The sequence below is a fragment of the Ensifer sp. ENS03 genome, assembly GCF_014852035.1.
GTDB classification, from domain to species: Bacteria; Pseudomonadota; Alphaproteobacteria; order Rhizobiales; family Rhizobiaceae; genus Ensifer; species Ensifer adhaerens.
The window spans coordinates 244,212-263,558 of record NZ_JACVAV010000002.1 but is presented as its reverse complement, the minus strand read 5'-3'; the positions used below and the strand labels follow the sequence as shown (position 1 = coordinate 263,558).

Below are 19,347 nucleotides of genomic sequence, written 5' to 3'. Positions count from 1 at the left end.
GCCGGTCGTCCGCGCGTGATGCGTTTGCGGGCCCCATGGGAGTGGTTGTCGCCCTGATGTGGCAGAGCGCTGCGCGCTGAGTGCGCGGGGCTGCCCATCGTCCGAAACCCAATGCAGTTCCGGAGGAACGAAACATGGCGGGTTACACACAAGGTTCGGGCCGACCGAACCAGTGGCTGCGGAACCTGAACGCGAAGATTGCCTCCGTCCCGATGATCTTGACGGCCGTGGTGATCTTCCTCGGCGGCACGATCTGGACGGTCGTCTATTCCTTCACCAATTCCAAGCTGTTGCCGCGGCTCTCATTCGTCGGCCTCGATCAGTACGAGCGCCTCTGGGCGGCGCCGCGCTGGCTGATTTCGGTGCAGAATCTGGCAATCTACGGCATCTTCTCGCTGATCTTCAGCCTGCTGATCGGCTTCGTGCTGGCCGCATTGATGGACCAGAAGATCCGCTTCGAAAATACCTTCCGCACCATCATGCTCTATCCCTTCGCCCTGTCCTTCATCGTGACGGGCCTGGTCTGGCAATGGCTGCTCAATCCGGAATTCGGGATCCAGTCGGTGGTGCGCTCGCTCGGCTGGGAAAGCTTCACCTTCGACCCGCTCTATAATGCCGACATCGTCATCTATGGCATCCTGATCGCCGCACTCTGGCAGGGCACCGGGCTCGTGATGTGCCTGATGCTCGCAGGTCTTCGCGGCATTGACGAGGACATCTGGAAGGCCGCGCGCGTCGACGGCATACCCATGTGGAAGACCTACATCTTCGTCGTCATTCCGATGATGCGCGGCGTCTTCATCACCACGCTGGTGATCATCGCCAGCGGCATCGTCAAGGTTTACGACCTGGTGGTGGCGCAGACGAGCGGCGGTCCCGGCATCGCGTCGGAAGTGCCTGCAAAGTATGTCTACGACTACATGTTCCAGGCGCAGAACCTCGGTCAGGGCTTTGCCGCCTCGACGATGATGCTCATCACCGTCGCCATCATCATCGTGCCTTGGGCCTATCTGGAATTCGGGGGAGGGCGCAAGCGTGTCTGATATCGTTGCTTTCAATTCGGTGACTGAAGAGGCCGCACTGCAGGCGCAGACAAACCGGGTCGTCGCCGGCCCCCGCGGCGCCAAGCCCCGCCGGGCGTTGTCTGGCCGCAACATCATGATCTACGGCACGCTGATTGTCGTGGCGCTGTACTACCTGCTGCCGCTCTACGTGATGGTCATGACTTCGCTCAAGGGCATGCCGGAAATCCGGCTCGGCAACATCTTTGCCCCGCCGGTTGAAATCACCTTCGAGCCTTGGGCAAAGGCCTGGGCGAGCGCCTGCACGGGGCTCAACTGCGACGGCCTTTCGCGCGGCTTCTGGAACTCGGTGCGCATCACCGTTCCTTCGACGATCGTCTCGATCGCGATCGCCTCGGTCAACGGTTATGCGCTCGCCAACTGGCGCTTCAAGGGGGCGGAGCTGTTCTTCACCATCCTCATCGTCGGCGCCTTCATTCCCTATCAGGTGATGATCTATCCGATCGTCATCGTACTGCGGGAAATGGGCATCTACGGCACGCTCACCGGCCTCATCCTCGTGCACACCATCTTCGGCATGCCGATCCTGACGCTGCTCTTCCGCAACTATTTCGCCGGCCTGCCGGAGGAACTGTTCAAGGCCGCGCGCGTCGATGGCGCCGGCTTCTGGACGATCTATTTCAAGATCATGCTGCCGATGTCACTGCCGATCTTCGTCGTGGCGATGATCCTGCAGGTCACCGGCATCTGGAACGACTTCCTGTTCGGCGTCGTGTTCACCCGGCCGGAATACTACCCGATGACGGTTCAGCTCAACAACATCGTCAATTCGGTCCAGGGCGTGAAGGAATACAACGTCAACATGGCGGCGACGATCCTGACCGGGGCGGTTCCGCTCTTCGTCTACTTCGTCTCCGGACGGCTTTTTGTCCGCGGCATCGCCGCCGGCGCAGTGAAAGGGTAACAACATGCAAAACGTCAGCGTATCGGTCAAAGACCTGTCGTTGAGCTTCGGTGCCGTCACTGTGCTCGACACGCTCAACCTCGACATCAAGGACGGCGAGTTCCTGGTGCTGCTCGGCTCGTCCGGCTGCGGCAAGTCGACCTTGCTGAACTGCATCGCCGGGCTGCTCGATGTCAGCGACGGGCAGATCTTCATCAAGAACAAGAACGTCACCTGGGAGGAGCCCAAGGACCGCGGCATCGGCATGGTGTTCCAGTCCTACGCGCTCTATCCGCAGATGTCGGTGGAGAAGAACCTCTCCTTCGGCCTGCAGGTCGCCAAGGTGCCGAAGGAAGAGATCGACAAGCGCGTCAGCCGCGCCGCCGAGATCCTGCAGATCCAGCCGCTCTTGAAGCGCAAGCCTTCGGAACTCTCGGGCGGCCAGCGCCAGCGTGTGGCGATCGGCCGGGCGCTGGTGCGCGATGTCGACGTGTTCCTGTTCGACGAGCCGCTCTCCAACCTCGACGCCAAGCTGCGCTCGGAACTGCGCGTCGAGATCAAGCGGCTGCACCAGTCGCTGAAGAACACGATGATCTACGTCACCCATGACCAGATCGAGGCCTTGACGCTTGCCGACCGCATCGCGGTCATGAAGAGCGGCGTGATCCAGCAGCTTGCCGATCCGATGACGATCTACAACGCGCCGGAAAACCTGTTCGTCGCCGGCTTCATCGGTTCGCCGTCGATGAACTTCTTTCGCGGCGAACTGCAGCTGCGCGACCAGCGCGCCTACGTCCACGCCAACGGCGTCGATTTCGACGTGTCGGCCTATCCGTCGCGCGCGCCCTTCGTGCATGGCCAGAAGGTGGTGCTGGGCTTGAGGCCCGAGCATGTGCGCGTCGACGAAGCGGCAAGTGGCGCGCCGGCCTCGCACCGGGCGGTCGTCGATATCGAGGAGCCGATGGGCGCCGACAATCTGCTGTGGCTGAAGCTTGCCGGACAGTCGATGTCGGTTCGTATCGCCGGCCAGCGGCGCTATGCGCCGGGCACGGCGGTCACGCTCTCCTTCGACATGGGCGTCGCCTCGATCTTCGATGCGACAAGCGAGAACCGACTCTGAAATAAGGAGATGCCGGGCGGCCACCGCTGCCCGGCACCTCCCAGCAATGACTGTGCCGGCGTGGCCGGTCGATCTATGGAACCATGCGCATGCTCTCTGAGGATTTCACCCGCACCGCCATTCGTCTCGATCTCGCAGGGGATTGGCAACTTTCTTCCGTCGACAATAGCCATGCGCTGGCAATGGAGTTGCCGGGCGATGTGCATTCGGCGCTGCTGAAGGCCGGCGTGATCGACGACCCGTATGTGGGGCGCAACGAGAACGACGTGCAGTGGGTGGCGCACAAGGACTGGGTGATCGAGCGCACGGTCACGGTCGGTGCCGACGACATTGCCGGCTACTGGTATCTCGACCTTGAATACCTCGACACGGTTGCCTCGGTGTTCGTCAATGACAAGCTGGTGCTTGAAGCGGAGAATTGCTTCCGCCGCTATCGCCCGGATGTCTCGAAGACGCTGGTTGCAGGCGAGAACCGCATCCGCATCGTGTTGCATTCCTCGATTGCCGAAGGCGCGCGGCGGCAGGCGGAGCAGCCCTTCTACGTGCCCTATCACCCTGGCAATTCACCGATCGCCAACGGCAATATGCTGCGCAAACCCCAGTGCCATTTCGGCTGGGACTGGAACCTCGCGATCGCGCCGCTCGGCGTCTACGGAGAGATCGCCCTTTGCCGGCTGGAGATCGCCCGCATCGAGCATGTGACGAGCAAGCAGGTCTGGCTGGAGGATGGCAGCGTCGATCTGGTGGTGACGCTGACGCTCTTTGCCGATGGGCCGGGCATTGTGCCGGTGCACTTCTCGCTCGATGAGGACCGCGAACGGCTCGATTGCGCCGTCGGCAAGGGCGAGACCCGCATCACCCATGTCTTCACCATGAGCGAGCCCAAGCGCTGGTGGCCGGCTGGAAGCGGCGAGCAGCATCTGTCGCGGCTGACCGTCGAGGTGCCGCAGGAGCAGGTGACGCGTCAGATCGGTTTCCGCACCGTCGAGCTTCTGACCGACAAGGACGAGGCCGGCAGCCGCTTCGCCTTCCGCGTCAACGGGCGCGAGATCTTCTGCAAGGGCGCCAACTGGATCCCGGCCGATGCGCTGGCGTCGCGGGTGACCCGCGAAGGCGTCGAAGACCTTTTGACCTCGGCTGTCGATGCCAACATGAACATGATCCGCGTCTGGGGCGGCGGCTTCTACGAGCCGGACTGGTTCTACGATCTGTGCGACCGGCTGGGCCTCATGGTCTGGCAGGACTTCATGTTCGCCTGCAACCTCTATCCTTCGACGCCGGATTTCCTGGAGAATGTCGCAGCCGAGGTGGACTACCAGGCCAAGCGCCTGTCGTCGCATCCGTCGATCGCGGTCTGGTGTGGCGACAACGAGCTCGTCGGCGCGCTCACCTGGTTCGATGAGCCGCGCAAGGATCGCGACCGTTATCTCGTCTCCTATGACCGGCTGAACCGCACCATCGAGGTGGCGCTGAAGGCGGCGCTGCCCGAAGCGATCTGGTGGCCGTCGAGCCCGGCGTCGGGATATCTCGACTTCGGCGACGCCTGGCATGCCGATGGTTCCGGCGACATGCACTATTGGTCGGTCTGGCACGAAAACAAGTCCTTCGACAATTACCGCACCGTGCGGCCGCGCTTCTGCTCGGAGTTCGGCTTCCAGTCCTATACGTCGATGCCGGTCATCCGGCAGTTTGCGGCCGAGAAGGACCTCAATATCGCGTCGCCCGTGATCGAGAGCCACCAGAAGAATGTCGGCGGCAACGAGCGCATCGCCGGCACGATGTTCCGCTACTTCCGTTTCCCCAAGGATTTTCCGGCTTTCGTCTATCTCAGCCAGGTGCAGCAGGGGCTGGCGATCCGCACGGCCGTCGACTACTGGCGCTCGCTGAAGCCCCATTGCATGGGCACGCTCTACTGGCAGCTCAACGACACCTGGCCGGTCGCCTCCTGGTCGAGCCTCGACTATGGCGGCAGCTGGAAGGCGATGCACTACATGGTCCGTCGCTTCTTCCAGCCGGTCTCGGTCGCAGCGATCCCATCGGCAGATGGAAAGGAAATCGCCTTCTCGATGGTCAACGATACGGCAGAGCCGGTGACCGTCGAGCTGCAGACCTTCCTGGTTTCGCTCGATGGCCAGCGCACGCCGCTCGCGGCGGTCGCCGGTACCTGCAGCCCGGACCGGGCAGCAACGCTGGCGACGATCGCGGCTTTCGACATTCCGGAAGGCGACCTGCTGTTCTGGTCGTTCGAGGCATCGAACGGCATGCGCGGTGAGGGGCACCACGTCAACGGCACCTATAAGGCGCTCGACCTCAAGCCGTCCGGCCTGACACTCGATGTCGCGCCCGCAGGCGAAGGCGCCTTCGACGTCACGGTCAAGGCGAGCGGCTTGGCGCTGCATGTGATGATCGAGGCGGATGTCGCCGGGCGCTATTCCGACAACGCCTTCGACCTCTTGGCCGGCGAGACGAAGGTCATCCGTTTTACCCCGAAGGTGCCGTTTGACGCAGGTGAGCTGCCGCGCTTTTCCGCCTTCGATCTCGAATCCTGCCAGGGAAAGGGTTGACCGCCATGAAACGCAGCCACGTCAACGACATCATCGCCGAGAGCGATGCCTTCATGAAGAGCTTCGGCTTCACCCTGCCACCCTTTGCCTACTGGTCGCCGGAGCAACTGAAGGCGCGCGTCGCTTCCGACAGTCCGACGATCTTTGATGCCCGGCTCGGCTGGGACATTACCGACTATGGCAAGGGCCGCTTCGACGAGTTCGGGCTGGTGCTCTTCACGCTGCGCAACGGCAATGCCGCCAATCTGAAGACCGGGCAAGGCATAGTTTACGCCGAGAAGCTGATGATCACCGCCAAGGACCAGGTCAACCCGCTGCACCGTCACGCGGTCAAGACCGAGGACATCATCAACCGTGGCGGCGGTTCGCTGGTGCTGCAGATGTACAATTCCAAACCGGACGGCTCGGTTGACGAGGAGAGCGACGTCGTTGTCGCGACCGATGCACGGCTGCGCACGCTGAAAGCTGGCGACCTGCTGAAGCTCAAGGCCGGTGAAAGCGTCACGCTTCTCCCTGGCAACTGGCACGCCTTCTGGGCCGAGGGCGCCGACGTGCTGATGGGCGAAGTATCGACCGTCAACGACGATCTCACCGACAACTATTTCCGCGAGCCGGTCGGTCGCTTCTCGGCGATCGAGGAGGACGCAGGCCCCGCCCACCTCTTGGTGTCGGACTACGATACCTGGCTCAGGTGATACCGAGACCCCAACAACCCCAAGATCCCACTATCCCAAGACCCCCAGGACGAAATCGAGGAGGATTTCATGAAGGACGTCAGTTTCCAGCTTTATAGCGCTCGCAATTTCCCGCCTTTCGCCAATGTGCTGAAAGCACTCGGCGACGCCGGCTACAGCCAGGTCGAAGGCTACGGCGCGCTCTATGCGGCGCTCAGCGACGCCGAGATCGCGAGCTTCAAGGAAGGTCTCGACGACAATGGCCTTGCCATGCCGACCGCGCACTTTGGCCTGGACATGCTCGAAAGCGATCCGGCCCGCGTGCTCGAAATCGCCAAGGCGCTCGGCATCAAGGCGATCTATTGCCCCTACCTGATGCCCGACCAGCGCCCGACCGATGCCGCTGGCTGGCGCGCCTTCGGCGAGCGGCTGCAGAAGGCCGGCAAGCCCTATCGTGATGCCGGGCTGATCTTCGGCTGGCACAACCACGACTTCGAGTTCGCGGCCCTTCCGGATGGCAGTATTCCGCAGGACCTGATCTTTGCGGGCGGACCGGATCTCTCCTGGGAGGCCGATATCGCCTGGATCATCCGCGGCGGCGCCGATCCGATCGCCTGGATCAAGAAGTATGGCGACCGCATCACCGCCGTGCATGTGAAGGACATCGCGCCGACAGGCGAGAAGAAGGACGAGGACGGCTGGGCCGATGTCGGTGAGGGCACGGTCGACTGGAAAGGCCTGTTTGCGGCACTTTCCGGCACGAAGGCCCGCTACTTCATCGCCGAGCACGACAACCCGAGCGATTTCAAGCGCTTCGCCAAGCGTTCGCTCGTCTCCATCCAATCCTATTGAGAAGCAGGTTTATCCATGACCAAGGAACTTGGCGTCGGCATCATCGGATGCGGCAACATCTCCACCACCTACTTCAAGCTTGCCCCGCTTTTCCGGGGCATCAAGGTTGTCGCCTGCGCCGACATCAACCCGGTGGCAGCCGAGGCGCGGGCGGCCGAATACGGCGTTAAAGCTGAGAGCATCGAGGCGCTGCTCGCCAATCCCGATGTCGACATCGTCGTCAACCTGACCATTCCGGACGCGCACTATCCGGTCTCCAAGGCAATCCTCGAAGCCGGCAAACACGTCTATTCGGAAAAGCCGCTGGTGCTCTCCCTGGAGCAGGGCGAGGAGTTGAGGGCTATCGCCAAGGCGAAGGGCCTTTCCGTTGGCTGCGCGCCGGACACCTTCCTCGGCGGCGCGCATCAGCTTGCCCGTAGCTATGTTGACGCGGGCAAGATCGGCCGGGTGACTTCGGGCACCTGCCACGTCATGAGCCCGGGCATGGAGATGTGGCATCCGAACCCGGACTTCTTCTTCCTGCCCGGCGGCGGCCCGATCCTCGATCTCGGTCCCTACTACATCGCCAACCTGATCAACCTGATCGGCCCGGTGAAGCGCGTGGCGGCGCTCGCCACCATGGCCAACCCGACCCGCACGATCACCAGCGAACCGCGCAAGGGCGAGGTGATCCCGGTCAAGACGCCCACCAACATCCACGCGCTGCTCGAATTTGAGAACGGCGCGACGATCACGCTGTCGGCCAGCTGGGATGTCTGGTCGCACCGCCATGCCAACATGGAGCTTTACGGCACCGAAGGCTCGCTCTACGTGCCCGACCCGAACTTCTTCGGCGGCACGGTGGAAGCAAGCGGCCGCGACAAGAAAATCGAGCCGCTGGAGCCCTGGGATCATCCTTTCGGTGTTGCCAACCAGGAGCATCCGCAGGGGCCGATGGCGAATTACCGCACCGCCGGCCTAGCCGACATGGCGCTCGCCATCCTCGAAGGCCGCGATGCCCGCTGCTCGCTCGACCGCGCGCTGCACGGCGTCGACGTCATGGTGTCGATCCTGAAATCTGGCGAGGAGGGACGTTTCATCGAACTCTCCACCACCTGCACCCAGCCGGCCGCCCTCGGCATCGAGGAAGCTCGGGCGCTCTTGCGCGAGACCGAAGAAGAAATGTCGGGAAATCGCGTCGCTGCCGCTTCATAGCGACACCGGAGAGGTTTAGACCTTTGTGAACTGAGGTTTCCGTGGCGGCCAACCGCTACGGAAACCGTTTCATTTTTGCGGGTGGCGGACGGGTTCGCCATCCGGAGATCGATCGCGGAGGATTGTGCGATGACCTGGCTACCGGCGGAAAACCGCTACGACACCATGAAATATAACCGTCTCGGCCGTTCCGGCCTGAAGCTGCCGGCGATCTCGCTGGGGCTTTGGCACAATTTCGGTGGCGACACACCGCATGACCGCAAGGTCGACATGTGCCGCACGGCGTTCGATCTGGGCATCACCCATTTCGACCTCGCCAACAATTACGGCCCGCCTCCGGGCTCGGCCGAGACTGCCTTCGGCGAAATCATGCGCACGGACTTCGCGCACTTGCGCGACGAACTGATCATCTCGTCCAAGGCTGGCTACGACATGTGGGCCGGCCCTTACGGCGAATGGGGCAGCCGCAAATACATGATCGCATCCTGCGACCAGAGCCTGAAGCGCATGGGCCTCGACTATGTCGACATCTTCTATTCGCACCGTTTCGACCCGGAGACGCCGCTCGAAGAAACCTGCGGTGCGCTCGACCATATCGTGCGTTCGGGCCGGGCGCTCTATGTGGGGATTTCCTCCTACAACTCGCAGCGCACCCGCGAAGCCGCCGCGATCCTTAAGGATCTCGGCACGCCTTGCCTCATCCACCAGCCGAGCTACTCCATGCTCAACCGCTGGATCGAGGACGATGGGCTGATCCATACGCTCGAAGATCTCGGCATCGGCTCGATCGTTTTCTCGCCGCTCGCCCAGGGCATGCTGACGACGAAGTATCTTGGCGGCATCCCGTCTGATAGCCGCGCGGCGCAGAACCACTTCCTGAAGAAGGACTTCATCCGCCCAGAGATCATCGACAACATCCGCAAGCTGAACGGTATCGCCGAAAAGCGCGGCCAGACGCTGGCGCAGATGGCGCTTGCCTGGGTGCTGCGCAACGGCCGGATCACCTCGGCACTGATCGGCGCCAGCCGCTCCGAGCAGATCGTCGATTGCGTCAAGGCGCTCGAAAACGACACGTTCACGGCCGACGAACTGGCCGAGATCGATCTCTATGCGCGCGAGGCGGACATCAACCTCTGGGCCAAGTCGGCCGAGCTCTGATTTCGACCGAAAATATTGATTTGCCTGCATTTTAGGCAAAGGACATCGCTTTCCGGCGTATTAGACAAAAGTCGAATAAACGCCGGAAAGCGGCTTCTGGACATGGTCCGGTGTTTCTGTAAGGTGCGACAATGCCTGCCGGTTGCGGTGCTGATCGCAGTCGCTTTCGACGGGTAACGAGGAGGAGAGCCACCGTTTGTCCGGGAAGGGGCAGGGTGGATTGATGGGTAGAGGCGCGCTGCGCCCGCCCTTTGGCGAGAACTAGGGGAGGAACCATGGATCGCCGTTCATTCATTAAAAACGCAAGCCTCGGCGGCTTGGCGGCCGCAGGTGCAGCCGCGCTTGCGACACCGGCCATCGCGCAGGCAAACCCGAAGGTGAACTGGCGCCTGGCGTCGTCGTTCCCGAAGTCGCTCGACACGATCTATGGCGGCGGCGAAGTGCTGTCGAAATACGTCTCGGATGCAACCGACGGTGCTTTCCAGATCCAGGTCTTCGCTGCCGGCGAAATCGTTCCAGGCCTGCAGGCCGCTGACGCGGCTGCTGCCGGTACGGTCGAAGCCTGCCACACGGTCGCATACTATTACTGGGGCAAGGACCCAACCTGGGCGCTCGGTGCAGCCGTTCCCTTCGCGCTCAACGCGCGCGGGATGAACGCCTGGCACTACCATGGCGGCGGTATCGACCTCTTCAACGAGTTCCTCGGCACCCAAGGCCTCGTCGGCTTCCCGGGCGGCAACACCGGCGTGCAGATGGGCGGCTGGTTCCGCAAGGAAATCAAGACGGTTGCCGACATGCAGGGCCTGAAGATGCGCATCGGTGGCTTCGCCGGCAAGGTCGTCGAGAAGCTCGGCGTCGTGCCGCAGCAGATCGCCGGCGGCGACATCTACCCGGCGCTGGAAAAGGGCACCATCGACGCTGCCGAATGGGTCGGCCCCTATGACGACGAGAAGCTTGGCTTCTACAAGGTTGCGCCCTACTACTACTATCCCGGTTGGTGGGAAGGTGGTCCGACGGTCCACGCCATGTTCAACAAGGCGGCGTTCGAAGGACTGCCGAAGAACTACCAGTCGCTGCTGCGCACCGCCTGCCACGCCACTGACGCGAACATGCTGCAGAAGTACGACTACCTGAACCCCTCGGCGATCAAGCGCCTGGTGGCTTCGGGTGCCAAGCTCAGCCCGTTCAGCGCCGAAATCCTGTCAGCCTGCTTCGACAAGGCCAACGAGGTCTATGCGGAGATGGAGGCCTCGAACCCGACCTTCAAGAAGATCTGGGACTCGATCAAGGCTTTCCGCGGCGAGTACTACCTCAACGCCCAGATCGCCGAATACAACTACGATACCTTCATGATGATCCAGCAGCGCGGCGGCAAGCTCTAAGCCCACGCCTATTGCCGATTGAAACGAGCCGCTTGCGATTTCCATCGCGGGCGGCTTTTTCGTTGCTGCGCGCACGGCGTATTGTTGCGCGCCGTACTGAGCGAATTTCGTGGTAAGGTTGCTGCCTCAACAGCACGGAGGAAGAGCTATGCCAAGCGAAGGCCAATCGGTCGTGCTCGGCCCCGACGAGGGCCGCCGCTACGACATGGGCGCCATCCAGGCCGTCTTCAAAGCCGACGGCGCTGAAACCGCGGGTCGATTTTCGGTCTCGGAATGGTGGCTCGATGCCAGGCACGAGGGACCGGGCGCCCACAAGCACGACGACAACGACGAGATCTTCTACGTGATCGAGGGCACGGCGAGCGTGCTCGTCGGCGACATCTGGCACCAGAAGCCGAAGGGCTCGCTGTTCGTCATCCCGCGCGGGACGATGCATGACTTCAAGAACGAGAGCGAAGCGCGCATGGGGCTGCTCAACGTTTATGTCGGCGGTCCATTCGAGGAGGCGATGCCGATGATCGTCGACTGGTACCGCGACAATCCGGCCAAGCGGCTGGATTGAACGAGTTCGGTCGTCGTCTCAGCGATTGTAGAAATGGAAAGGGCGGCTTATCGGCCGCCCTTTGCTTTTCTGTCTGCCAGCGGTCCTACTTGAACGACGGCGGCTGGCTGAGGTCGTTTGAGGGGGCCGGCTGTGGCTGGGCACCCGGGCTGCCAAACGACGGAGGCTGGCTGAGGTCGTTCGACGGAGCGGTCTGCGGCTGGGCGCCACCCTGATCGGCCGGCTTTTGGTCGAGCGGGCTGCCGCCTGGAAGCTGCAGGCCGCCGGGCAGGCCGAGACCGCCACCGCCGGCGCCGAAGCCGGGCACCTCGATCTTGATGGTGTTCGGATCGACGCCCGTTCCGGTTCCCTTGTAGTGCATGACCATCTGCGGGAACATGATCGTCAGGCCCACCATCACGATCTGGATACCGACGAAGGGTACGGCACCCCAGTAGATCTGGCCGGTCGTAACGGGCTGGATCGACTTGCCGGTGATCTTGTCGAGATAGGGCACCTTGGCCGCGACCGAGCGCAGGTAAAAGAGCGCGAAGCCGAAGGGCGGGTGCATGAAGCTCGTCTGCATGTTGATGCCGAGGAGCACGCCGAACCAGATGAGGTCGATGCCAAGCTTGTCGGCAGCGGGCGCAAGCAGCGGCACGATGATGAAGGCGAGCTCGAAGAAATCGAGGAAGAACGCCAGGAAGAAGACGAGCAGGTTGACGGCAATCAGGAAGCCGGTCTCGCCGCCCGGCATCGCCGTCAGCAGGTGCTCGACCCAGATATGGCCGTTGACGCCATAGAAGGTGAGCGAGAAGACGCGTGCACCGATCAGGATGAACAGCACGAAGGCGGAAAGCCTTGTCGTTGCCGTCAGTGCGCCGCGCACGACGTCCAGATTGAGACGACCCTTGGCGGCCGCCATGATCAGCGCGCCGACTGCACCCATGGCGCCGCCTTCGGTCGGCGTTGCGATGCCGAGGAAGATGGTGCCGAGGACGAGGAAGATCAGCGCCAGCGGCGGGATCAGCACGATGATGACCTGCTGGGCAAGCCTAGACATCGCATTGATCTTCAGGCCGCGGTCGAGCAGGGCGACGATATAGATGAAGGCAACGCCCACTGTGCCGCCGAGGATGTCGGCGTTCTCGCCCTGGGTCGGGTAGAGATAGACGTGGGCGGCATAGGCAATGCCGGCTGCGACCGCGAGCGCGATGAACAGCGAGGTAACGCCGGAGCCCAGCGTGCGGGCTTCCAGCGGCAGGGCCGGCATGGAGTCACGCTTCAGGATCGTCATGATCAGGATGTAGACCATGTACAGTCCGGTCAGCACCAGGCCCGGGATCAGCGCGCCGGCATACATGTCGCCGACCGAACGGCCGAGCTGGTCGGCAAGAACGATGAGCACGAGTGACGGCGGGATGATCTGGGCGAGCGTGCCGGAAGCCGCGATAACGCCCGAGGCGACCTTCCGGTCATAGCCGTAGCGCAACATGATCGGCAGCGAGATCAGGCCCATGGCGATGACCGAGGCGGCAACGACGCCTGTCGTGGCTGCAAGCAGCGCGCCGACGAAGATGACCGCATAGGCAAGACCGCCGCGGATCGGGCCGAAGAGCTGGCCGATCGTGTCGAGCAGGTCTTCCGCCATGCCCGATTTCTCGAGCACGATCCCCATGAAGGTAAAGAAGGGGATGGCAAGCAATGTGTCGTTCGACATCACCCCCCAGAACCGGTCAGGCAGTGCGTTGAGCAACGGCCAGGAGAGATTGATCGAATCCGACAGCGGCGCGAGCTCGACGCCGATGATGAAGAAAAGCAGGCCGTTGGCGGCGAGCGAGAAGGCGACCGGGTATCCCAAAAGCAGGAACACGATCAGTGACGCGAACATGATCGGCGCCAGGTTTTCAGCAATGAATTCGATCATGGACGGGTCTCCGGAGACACGACATCGTCAAGCGGCGCATGGGTCGGCACATAGGGTGTCGGGTCTTCCATGTTTCCGGTCATGATCGCGATTTTCTTGATGATCTCCGACACGCCCTGGAAGGCCAGCAGCAGGAAGCCGAAGAGCAGGATGGCCTTGGCCGGCCAGATGATCAGGCCGCCGGCGGATGATGAGACCTCGCCCGAGACGTAGGACATCTTCACATAGGGGAAGAGATAATAGAGCACGAGCAGCACGAAGGGCATCAGGAAGAGGAGGTGCCCAAGAAGGTCGATCCAATGCTGCACGCGGCGCGAGAACTGACCGTAGACCACGTCGATGCGGATGTGCTCGTTCTGGCTCAGCGTATAGGCGGCGGCAAACATGAAGGCGGCGCCGAACAGATACCATTGCGCCTCGAGCCAGGCATTCGACGACATGTTGAAGATCTTGCGGATCACTGCGTTGCCGGCGCTGACGAGAACAGCGGCCAGGATCAGCCATGAAACGCTCTTTCCGATAAATTCCGTGATCGTGTCTATAAGTCGGCTAAAGCCGAGCAAAGCTCTCATCGATTTCCTCCCCGCGATGGCTTTTATGGTTCTTGTGCCAAGCATAGCCAGAGTGCCGATTTCAAGCGCACGTTCAAGTCTGAGGCGCGATTTTCCCGTGTAGTTCGGCCGCCTCCGACTAAAGTAGAATAGGGTGATCCAGCGCTTTGCCCATTGTTTGTGCAATCCGGTTGCAGACGGCGAGGCACGGCGATCGTCAGCCGCCTTAAGGTGCACATCGCCGAGCGAATCGATGTGGAAAGCCGGGCACAGGCGATACGACGCGCGAAGTACTGCAACGTTGCAGGCTTGAATTTGTATGATTTTTGAGGTCGGATGGCGCCGCCAAGGGAGGACGCCTGAACCATGACTGCCATGATCCGAAACCCCATTCTGCCGGGCTTCAACCCGGACCCTTCGATCTGCCGTGTCGGAGACGACTACTACATCGCGACCTCCACCTTCGAATGGTACCCGGGTGTGCAGATCCACCATTCGCGGGATCTGGTGAACTGGCGACTCGTCCGCCGGCCGCTGGAGCGGGCAAGCCAGCTCGACATGCGCGGCAACCCGGATAGCTGCGGCGTCTGGGCGCCGTGTCTTTCCTATGACGATGGTCTGTTCTGGCTGGTGTACACCGACGTCAAGCGCTTCGACGGCAACTTCAAGGACGCGCACAACTACATCGTCACGGCTGAGGCGATCGAGGCGACCTGGTCGGATCCGGTCTACGTCAATTCCTCCGGCTTCGACCCGTCGCTCTTCCATGATGACGACGGCCGCAAGTGGTTCCTCAACATGCAGTGGAACCACCGCACCGAAAGCTTCGGCGGCTCGCCGAAACATCCGGCCTTTGACGGCATCCTGCTGCAGGAATGGGACGAACGGACACGCAGGCTCGTCGGCCCCGTGAAGAACATCTTTGCCGGCTCACCACTCGGCCTCGTCGAGGGGCCGCATCTGTTCAAGCGAAACGGCTGGTATTATCTGACGACGGCGGAAGGCGGAACCGGCTACGACCACGCCGTCACCATGGCCCGCTCACGCGCGATCGACGGCCCCTATGAGATGCATCCGGATATCTATCTGATCACGTCGAAGGATCACCCCGAAGCGCCGTTGCAGCGCGCGGGCCACGGCCAATATCTCGAGACGCCAGATGGGCAGGCCTATCATACGCATCTGACCGGCCGACCGCTGCCTCCCGGACGCCGCTGTACGCTCGGTCGCGAGACGGCCCTGCAAAAATGTGTCTGGCGCGATGATGGCTGGCTCTATCTCGAAAACGGCGGCCCGGTGCCGGAGGTGCTCGTGCCGGCGCCGGGACCGGCGGGGCAGGTGGCGACACCGGTGGTTACGGAAACGCATTTCGACGGCCAGGCATTGCCCGTCGAGTTCCAATGGCTGCGTACGCCGGAACCGGAGCGGATCTTCTCGCTCGAATGGCGGCCGGGCCACCTCAGGCTGTTCGGCAGAGAGAGCATCGGCAGCTGGTTCGAGCAGGCGCTGGTCGCGCGGCGGCAGGAGCATCATTCCTTCCGCGCCGAGACGACGGTCGATTTCACGGCCGTAACCTACCAACAGGTTGCTGGTTTGACGCATTACTACAATCGCCACAAGTTCCATGCGCTCGGCATCACCTGGCACGAAACGTTGGGCCGGGCGCTGACGATCCTCTCATGCCCCGGCGATTTTCCGCACGGCCGGCTGCAGTTCCCCGTCGGCAGCGGCACCGCCATTCCCGATGGTCCGATCGACCTTGCCATGGACGTTCGCGACAATGACCTGCAGTTCTTCTGGCGGGCGACCGCAGCGGTGGATTGGCAGCCGATCGGCCCGGTTCTCGATGCGGGCGTGGTCTCCGACGAGGGCGGCCGCGGCGAGCATGGATCCTTCACCGGGGCCTTCGCCGGCATGTTCGCCTTCGACACCTCAGGCGCGGGCAAGGCTGCCGATTTCAACCGCTTCCGCTACGTCAGCCTTGTGGCAAGTTGATCTGTAAACATTAGAATTATGGAATAAGTGATGGATATCATTACGCATTTGTAATGTAGAGTTTCATATTCGGTTCAGGAAGCGGGGTCTAATTTTCGGGTGCAGACAAAGAAAGGACACCCGAATGAAACGTCTCCTGATCGCGCTCGTCGCCAGCTCCGTTCTGATTACGCCGGTCGCAGCCCTTGCCCAGCCGGCAGGATCCTTCGAGGTGGCGCAGAACTATGATCGTTCGCGTCGACCCGTCGATCGCGATTACGATCGTCACATGGACCGCCGCGTGGATCGTCACGTCGACAAGCACGTCACGATCGAAAAGCGGGTGATCGTCAAGAAGAAGGAGCGCTGGGCGCGCGGCCATCGCCTGTCGCCGGCCGAGCGCCGCCACATGGCGCAGGTGCGCGACTACCGTTACTACAAGCTTCGCCAGCCGCCGCGCGGCCAGCAATGGGTACGGTCCGGCAACGACTTCCTGCTGATCAGCCTTGCCACCGGCGTCATTGTCGGCCTGGCGGCAGCACGCTGATAAGGCACTCTGGGTTCAGCGAAGGGGCGGCGTTTTCACGCCGCCCCTTCGCCTTTTCGGTAACCGGCGCGTGGGTTTTGCCGGTCGCCAAAAAGCAGGAGTTCGATAGCGCCTGCCGCTTCCGGCGCGTCCCCATCTGCGGGTTCATCTCCCAGAAACGGATCGAACATCGGCACCGGCCGCCCGGCGGCGTTGAGCGCCATGCAGGTGAAGCGCGGTCGGCGCGGTACGCGCGCGGGGTCTGCCATCAGGCGGCCCGTGGCGACCAGCTGGCGAAGGGGTCGGCAAGATCGCGCCAACGTTCCGGACGAAAGCGCTCGTCGGCGATCAGGCAGGCATCGAGTTCGGCACGAAGCTCCGCCTCGTCCATCGGGTCGGCGCCGATGAAGACGATCTCCTGGCGACGATCACCCCAGACCGGGTCCAGGTAGGGACCGACCGCCTTCAGGAAACCTGGTTCGCGCGGCCATTGCTCCTGAGGCACGGCCGACCACCAGAGCCCCATCTTGCCGGTCCGCACAAGCGGGCCGGCCTGGCTGATCTCGCCGACATAATGCGGTCGGGTGGCGAGCCAGAAGAAGCCCTTGGCGCGAAGCACGCCCGGCCAGGAACGGTTGAGGAAGGCCTGGAAGCGCATGGGATCGAGCGGGCGGCGGGCGCGGTAGACGAACGAGCGGATGCCGTATTCCTCGGTCTCCGGGATATGGTCCTTGAAGCCGTGAAGTTCCTTGTACCAGAGCGGATGTTCTTCGGCCTTGGCGAGATCGAAGCGGCCGGTTCCAAGCACCTCGCGCAGGTTCACCTTGCCAAAATCGGTTTCGATCAGCCGCGCATCGGGATTGAGCCCGACGATGATCTTGCGGGCGGCATCCACCTGCCCGGGCGTCGCAGTGCCGACCTTGTTCAAGACCACCACGTCGGCGAACTCGATCTGCTCGACCAGGAGGTCGACGAGGGTGCGTGTATCGCCTTCGCCCGCCGTTTCGCCACGGTCGGCGAGGAAATCGAGCGAGGAATAGTCGGCCAGCAGGTTCGCGGCATCGACCACCGTCACCATCGTGTCGAGCCGCGCGACATCGGCCAGGCTTTCACCGTCCTCGTCGCGAAAATCGAAGGTGGTGGCGACGGGCAGGGGCTCGGAAATGCCGCTCGATTCGATCAGCAGATAGTCGAAGCGGTTCTGTTCGGCGAGGTTGCGGACTTCCTTCAGGAGATCGTCGCGCAGCGTGCAACAGATGCAGCCATTGGTCATTTCCACCAGTTGCTCTTCCGTGCGCGACAGACCGGCATTGCCATCACGCACCAGTGCCGCATCGATGTTGACCTCACTCATGTCGTTGACGATGACGGCGACGCGCAGCCCGTCGCGGTTGGAAAGCACGTGGTTGAGCAGTGTCGTCTTGCCGGCGCCAAGAAAGCCGGAGAGAACGGTGACAGGGAGCTTTTCCATCGATTGGTCCTGTATGTTATATCGTTACGAATACCGTCGGTAAAAAAGGCGAGCGCGTTTGCTCGCCTGATACGAGTGCGAAGTTTGGCACCGGGCCTCTGGGCTGAACCCAACTTGCCGGCAGGTCGTCGTTCCAATCTTTTGGTCGCCTGTGGCTAGTCTTTCCGTCAATCCTCCTTGACCCGAGGTTCCAGCAGGCGGCCCGGTTCCGCACCATCTCGCTGAGAATGCCAATCCCGAGAATGATAGAGAGAGGGGCGGGCGCCCGTATAGCCGAGCCAAGCGAGCGCCCACCGATACCGCCTTGGGAGGACGGGTCAGCTTGCCGAGGCGAGGCAGGTCTTCAGCGAGGTGCCGATCCCTTCCATCATCTGGAAATAGAGATCCGGGCCGGCCTCCAGCGTGCCGGCTTCCGGGTCGAGCGTACCGGATTTCGCCGGCGTTCCCTCGATCACCACATTGATCAGCTTCGGCTCGAACTGCGGCTCGGCAAAGACGCAGGTGGCACCGAGTTCCTTGATCTTGGCATGGATCTGCGACACCCGATCTGCGCCAGGCAGGACCTCAGGGCTGACGGTGATCGAGCCGGCGACGCGAACCTTATAGCGGTGCTCGAAATACTGGTAGGCGTCGTGGAAGACGACGAAGGGCTTGTCCTTCACCGGTGCCACGGTTTCCGTGAGCTTGGCGTCGAGCGCATCCAGGCGCTTGTTCAGGGCGTCCAGATTGGCCTTGTAGGCGCCCGCATTGGCAGGATCGGCCTCAGTGAGCGTCTTTTCGATCTCGGCGGCCATCGCCTTGGCATTCATGGGATCGAGCCACATGTGCAGATCGGCATCGCCGTGGCCGTGATCGTGGTCATGGCCGTGATCGTGCCCCGCTTCGCCCTCGGCATGCTTGTGGCCTTCCTCGCTATGGCCTTCGTCGCCGTGGTCATGCGCCTCGAATGCACCGCCTTCGCGGAATTTCAGCTTCTCGATGCCGGGCGCTTCGCTGAGCTCCACCACCTTTGCGCCGCTGCTCAAGGCGTCGAGCGGCTTGTCGAGGAAGGCTTCGAGGCCGGGACCGACCCAGAAGACCAACTTTGCCGCCTGCAGGGCCGAGGCGTTCGAAGGCTTCATGTTGTAGGTGTGCGGCGAGGCGGCGCCCTCGACGATTAGCGACGGCTCGCCCACACCCTGCATGATCGAGGCGACAAGGGAGTGGATCGGCTTGATCGAAACCACCACATTGGGGCTGTCCGCTGCGGCAGGTGCCGCAAGAAGCATGGTAGAGGCAAAAAGCAGGGCGGATGTCGATTTCATCGGGTTCTCCGGGCTTGATTGGCGTGCCTGCCACATCGGCCAGGCGCGCTTCGGGTATGCAAAACTGTTACTCCAACGGGCCGTTGCCAGCCTTGAAGTCGTCATGTAATGTTATTACATCAATTGCGTTATGCTATAACGTGT

At 62.3% G+C, this 19,347-nt stretch carries 17 protein-coding genes; 12 read left to right on the top strand and 5 right to left on the bottom strand.

Translation table 11 applies throughout. The annotated features are described in order from the left end of the window. The first annotated feature begins 134 nt into the window (after window positions 1-134). The 10 genes from IB263_RS07900 to IB263_RS07855 all read left to right on the top strand — a co-directional run bounded on the left by IB263_RS07900 (window position 135) and on the right by IB263_RS07855 (window position 11,471). Window positions 135-1,043, top strand: a complete 909-nt coding sequence (locus tag IB263_RS07900; RefSeq protein ID WP_034788417.1) for a carbohydrate ABC transporter permease — start codon at window positions 135-137, stop codon at window positions 1,041-1,043. Window positions 1,044-1,158: 115 nt separating this feature from the next. Further along, window positions 1,159-1,986, top strand: coding sequence for a carbohydrate ABC transporter permease (locus tag IB263_RS07895; RefSeq protein WP_370689664.1), 828 nt, complete (start codon window positions 1,159-1,161; stop codon window positions 1,984-1,986). A gap of 4 nt (window positions 1,987-1,990) precedes the next feature. Continuing rightward, entirely contained in the window at window positions 1,991-3,085 is a 1,095-nt protein-coding gene (locus IB263_RS07890) for an ABC transporter ATP-binding protein (RefSeq protein WP_034788421.1), read from the top strand. A gap of 89 nt (window positions 3,086-3,174) precedes the next feature. Beyond that, window positions 3,175-5,649, top strand: a complete 2,475-nt coding sequence (locus tag IB263_RS07885) for a glycoside hydrolase family 2 protein (protein WP_371814057.1) — start codon at window positions 3,175-3,177, stop codon at window positions 5,647-5,649. Window positions 5,650-5,654: 5 nt separating this feature from the next. Further along, window positions 5,655-6,344 (top strand): D-lyxose/D-mannose family sugar isomerase, encoded by a 690-nt coding sequence (locus IB263_RS07880; protein ID WP_192438185.1) that lies wholly within the window; start codon window positions 5,655-5,657, stop codon window positions 6,342-6,344. A 69-nt stretch (window positions 6,345-6,413) separates the two neighbouring features. After that, on the top strand, window positions 6,414-7,175 hold the full coding sequence (locus IB263_RS07875; protein ID WP_192438183.1) for a sugar phosphate isomerase/epimerase: 762 nt from the start codon (window positions 6,414-6,416) through the stop codon (window positions 7,173-7,175). A gap of 15 nt (window positions 7,176-7,190) precedes the next feature. Further along, complete coding sequence (locus IB263_RS07870; protein ID WP_192438180.1) at window positions 7,191-8,369, top strand: Gfo/Idh/MocA family protein; 1,179 nt, start codon at window positions 7,191-7,193, stop codon at window positions 8,367-8,369. Window positions 8,370-8,498: 129 nt separating this feature from the next. Then, on the top strand, window positions 8,499-9,527 hold the full coding sequence (gene mgrA, locus IB263_RS07865; protein ID WP_034788432.1) for an L-glyceraldehyde 3-phosphate reductase: 1,029 nt from the start codon (window positions 8,499-8,501) through the stop codon (window positions 9,525-9,527). A gap of 275 nt (window positions 9,528-9,802) precedes the next feature. Further along, a complete protein-coding gene (locus tag IB263_RS07860; RefSeq protein ID WP_060520638.1) occupies window positions 9,803-10,909 on the top strand; it encodes a TRAP transporter substrate-binding protein in 1,107 nt (368 codons plus the stop codon). A gap of 148 nt (window positions 10,910-11,057) precedes the next feature. Beyond that, window positions 11,058-11,471: a cupin domain-containing protein gene (locus IB263_RS07855; protein WP_090293957.1), complete on the top strand. Its 414-nt coding sequence runs from the start codon at window positions 11,058-11,060 to the stop codon at window positions 11,469-11,471. A gap of 85 nt (window positions 11,472-11,556) precedes the next feature. On the opposite strand, the gene IB263_RS07850 is transcribed toward IB263_RS07855, so the two are convergent. Further along, complete coding sequence (locus IB263_RS07850) at window positions 11,557-13,377, bottom strand: TRAP transporter large permease subunit (RefSeq protein WP_034788443.1); 1,821 nt, start codon at window positions 13,375-13,377, stop codon at window positions 11,557-11,559. Continuing rightward, on the bottom strand, window positions 13,374-13,949 hold the full coding sequence (locus IB263_RS07845) for a TRAP transporter small permease subunit (protein WP_034788445.1): 576 nt from the start codon (window positions 13,947-13,949) through the stop codon (window positions 13,374-13,376). The genes IB263_RS07850 and IB263_RS07845 overlap by 4 nt, the downstream gene beginning before the upstream one ends. Before the next feature lie 345 nt (window positions 13,950-14,294). On the opposite strand from IB263_RS07845, the gene IB263_RS07840 reads away from it, so the two are divergent. Continuing rightward, window positions 14,295-15,923: a glycoside hydrolase family 43 protein gene (locus tag IB263_RS07840; RefSeq protein ID WP_192438178.1), complete on the top strand. Its 1,629-nt coding sequence runs from the start codon at window positions 14,295-14,297 to the stop codon at window positions 15,921-15,923. Window positions 15,924-16,047: 124 nt separating this feature from the next. Then, on the top strand, window positions 16,048-16,449 hold the full coding sequence (locus tag IB263_RS07835; RefSeq protein WP_034788451.1) for an RcnB family protein: 402 nt from the start codon (window positions 16,048-16,050) through the stop codon (window positions 16,447-16,449). A gap of 35 nt (window positions 16,450-16,484) precedes the next feature. Here the strand turns inward: IB263_RS07835 and IB263_RS07830 are convergent, their stop codons facing one another. The 3 genes from IB263_RS07830 to znuA form a co-directional block, all read right to left on the bottom strand. Next, window positions 16,485-16,697: a hypothetical protein gene (locus tag IB263_RS07830; RefSeq protein ID WP_192438175.1), complete on the bottom strand. Its 213-nt coding sequence runs from the start codon at window positions 16,695-16,697 to the stop codon at window positions 16,485-16,487. Further along, a complete protein-coding gene (locus IB263_RS07825) occupies window positions 16,697-17,899 on the bottom strand; it encodes a GTP-binding protein (RefSeq protein ID WP_192438173.1) in 1,203 nt (400 codons plus the stop codon). Before IB263_RS07825 ends, IB263_RS07830 begins: the two co-directional genes overlap by 1 nt. A gap of 317 nt (window positions 17,900-18,216) precedes the next feature. After that, entirely contained in the window at window positions 18,217-19,203 is a 987-nt protein-coding gene (gene znuA / locus IB263_RS07820) for a zinc ABC transporter substrate-binding protein ZnuA (protein WP_192438170.1), read from the bottom strand. Window positions 19,204-19,347: the final 144 nt, after the last annotated feature.

Bases quoted from the DNA above. Each gene is read 5' to 3' on its own strand.
- IB263_RS07900 (WP_034788417.1), top strand. From the start codon at position 135: ATGGCGGGTTACACACAAGGTTCGGGCCGACCGAACCAGTGGCTGCGG.
- IB263_RS07895 (WP_370689664.1), top strand. From the start codon at position 1,159: ATGATCTACGGCACGCTGATTGTCGTGGCGCTGTACTACCTGCTGCCG.
- IB263_RS07890 (WP_034788421.1), top strand. From the start codon at position 1,991: ATGCAAAACGTCAGCGTATCGGTCAAAGACCTGTCGTTGAGCTTCGGT.
- IB263_RS07885 (WP_371814057.1), top strand. From the start codon at position 3,175: ATGCTCTCTGAGGATTTCACCCGCACCGCCATTCGTCTCGATCTCGCA.
- IB263_RS07880 (WP_192438185.1), top strand. From the start codon at position 5,655: ATGAAACGCAGCCACGTCAACGACATCATCGCCGAGAGCGATGCCTTC.
- IB263_RS07875 (WP_192438183.1), top strand. From the start codon at position 6,414: ATGAAGGACGTCAGTTTCCAGCTTTATAGCGCTCGCAATTTCCCGCCT.
- IB263_RS07870 (WP_192438180.1), top strand. From the start codon at position 7,191: ATGACCAAGGAACTTGGCGTCGGCATCATCGGATGCGGCAACATCTCC.
- mgrA (WP_034788432.1), top strand. From the start codon at position 8,499: ATGACCTGGCTACCGGCGGAAAACCGCTACGACACCATGAAATATAAC.
- IB263_RS07860 (WP_060520638.1), top strand. From the start codon at position 9,803: ATGGATCGCCGTTCATTCATTAAAAACGCAAGCCTCGGCGGCTTGGCG.
- IB263_RS07855 (WP_090293957.1), top strand. From the start codon at position 11,058: ATGCCAAGCGAAGGCCAATCGGTCGTGCTCGGCCCCGACGAGGGCCGC.
- IB263_RS07850 (WP_034788443.1), bottom strand. From the start codon at position 13,377: ATGATCGAATTCATTGCTGAAAACCTGGCGCCGATCATGTTCGCGTCA.
- IB263_RS07845 (WP_034788445.1), bottom strand. From the start codon at position 13,949: ATGAGAGCTTTGCTCGGCTTTAGCCGACTTATAGACACGATCACGGAA.
- IB263_RS07840 (WP_192438178.1), top strand. From the start codon at position 14,295: ATGACTGCCATGATCCGAAACCCCATTCTGCCGGGCTTCAACCCGGAC.
- IB263_RS07835 (WP_034788451.1), top strand. From the start codon at position 16,048: ATGAAACGTCTCCTGATCGCGCTCGTCGCCAGCTCCGTTCTGATTACG.
- IB263_RS07830 (WP_192438175.1), bottom strand. From the start codon at position 16,697: ATGGCAGACCCCGCGCGCGTACCGCGCCGACCGCGCTTCACCTGCATG.
- IB263_RS07825 (WP_192438173.1), bottom strand. From the start codon at position 17,899: ATGGAAAAGCTCCCTGTCACCGTTCTCTCCGGCTTTCTTGGCGCCGGC.
- znuA (WP_192438170.1), bottom strand. From the start codon at position 19,203: ATGAAATCGACATCCGCCCTGCTTTTTGCCTCTACCATGCTTCTTGCG.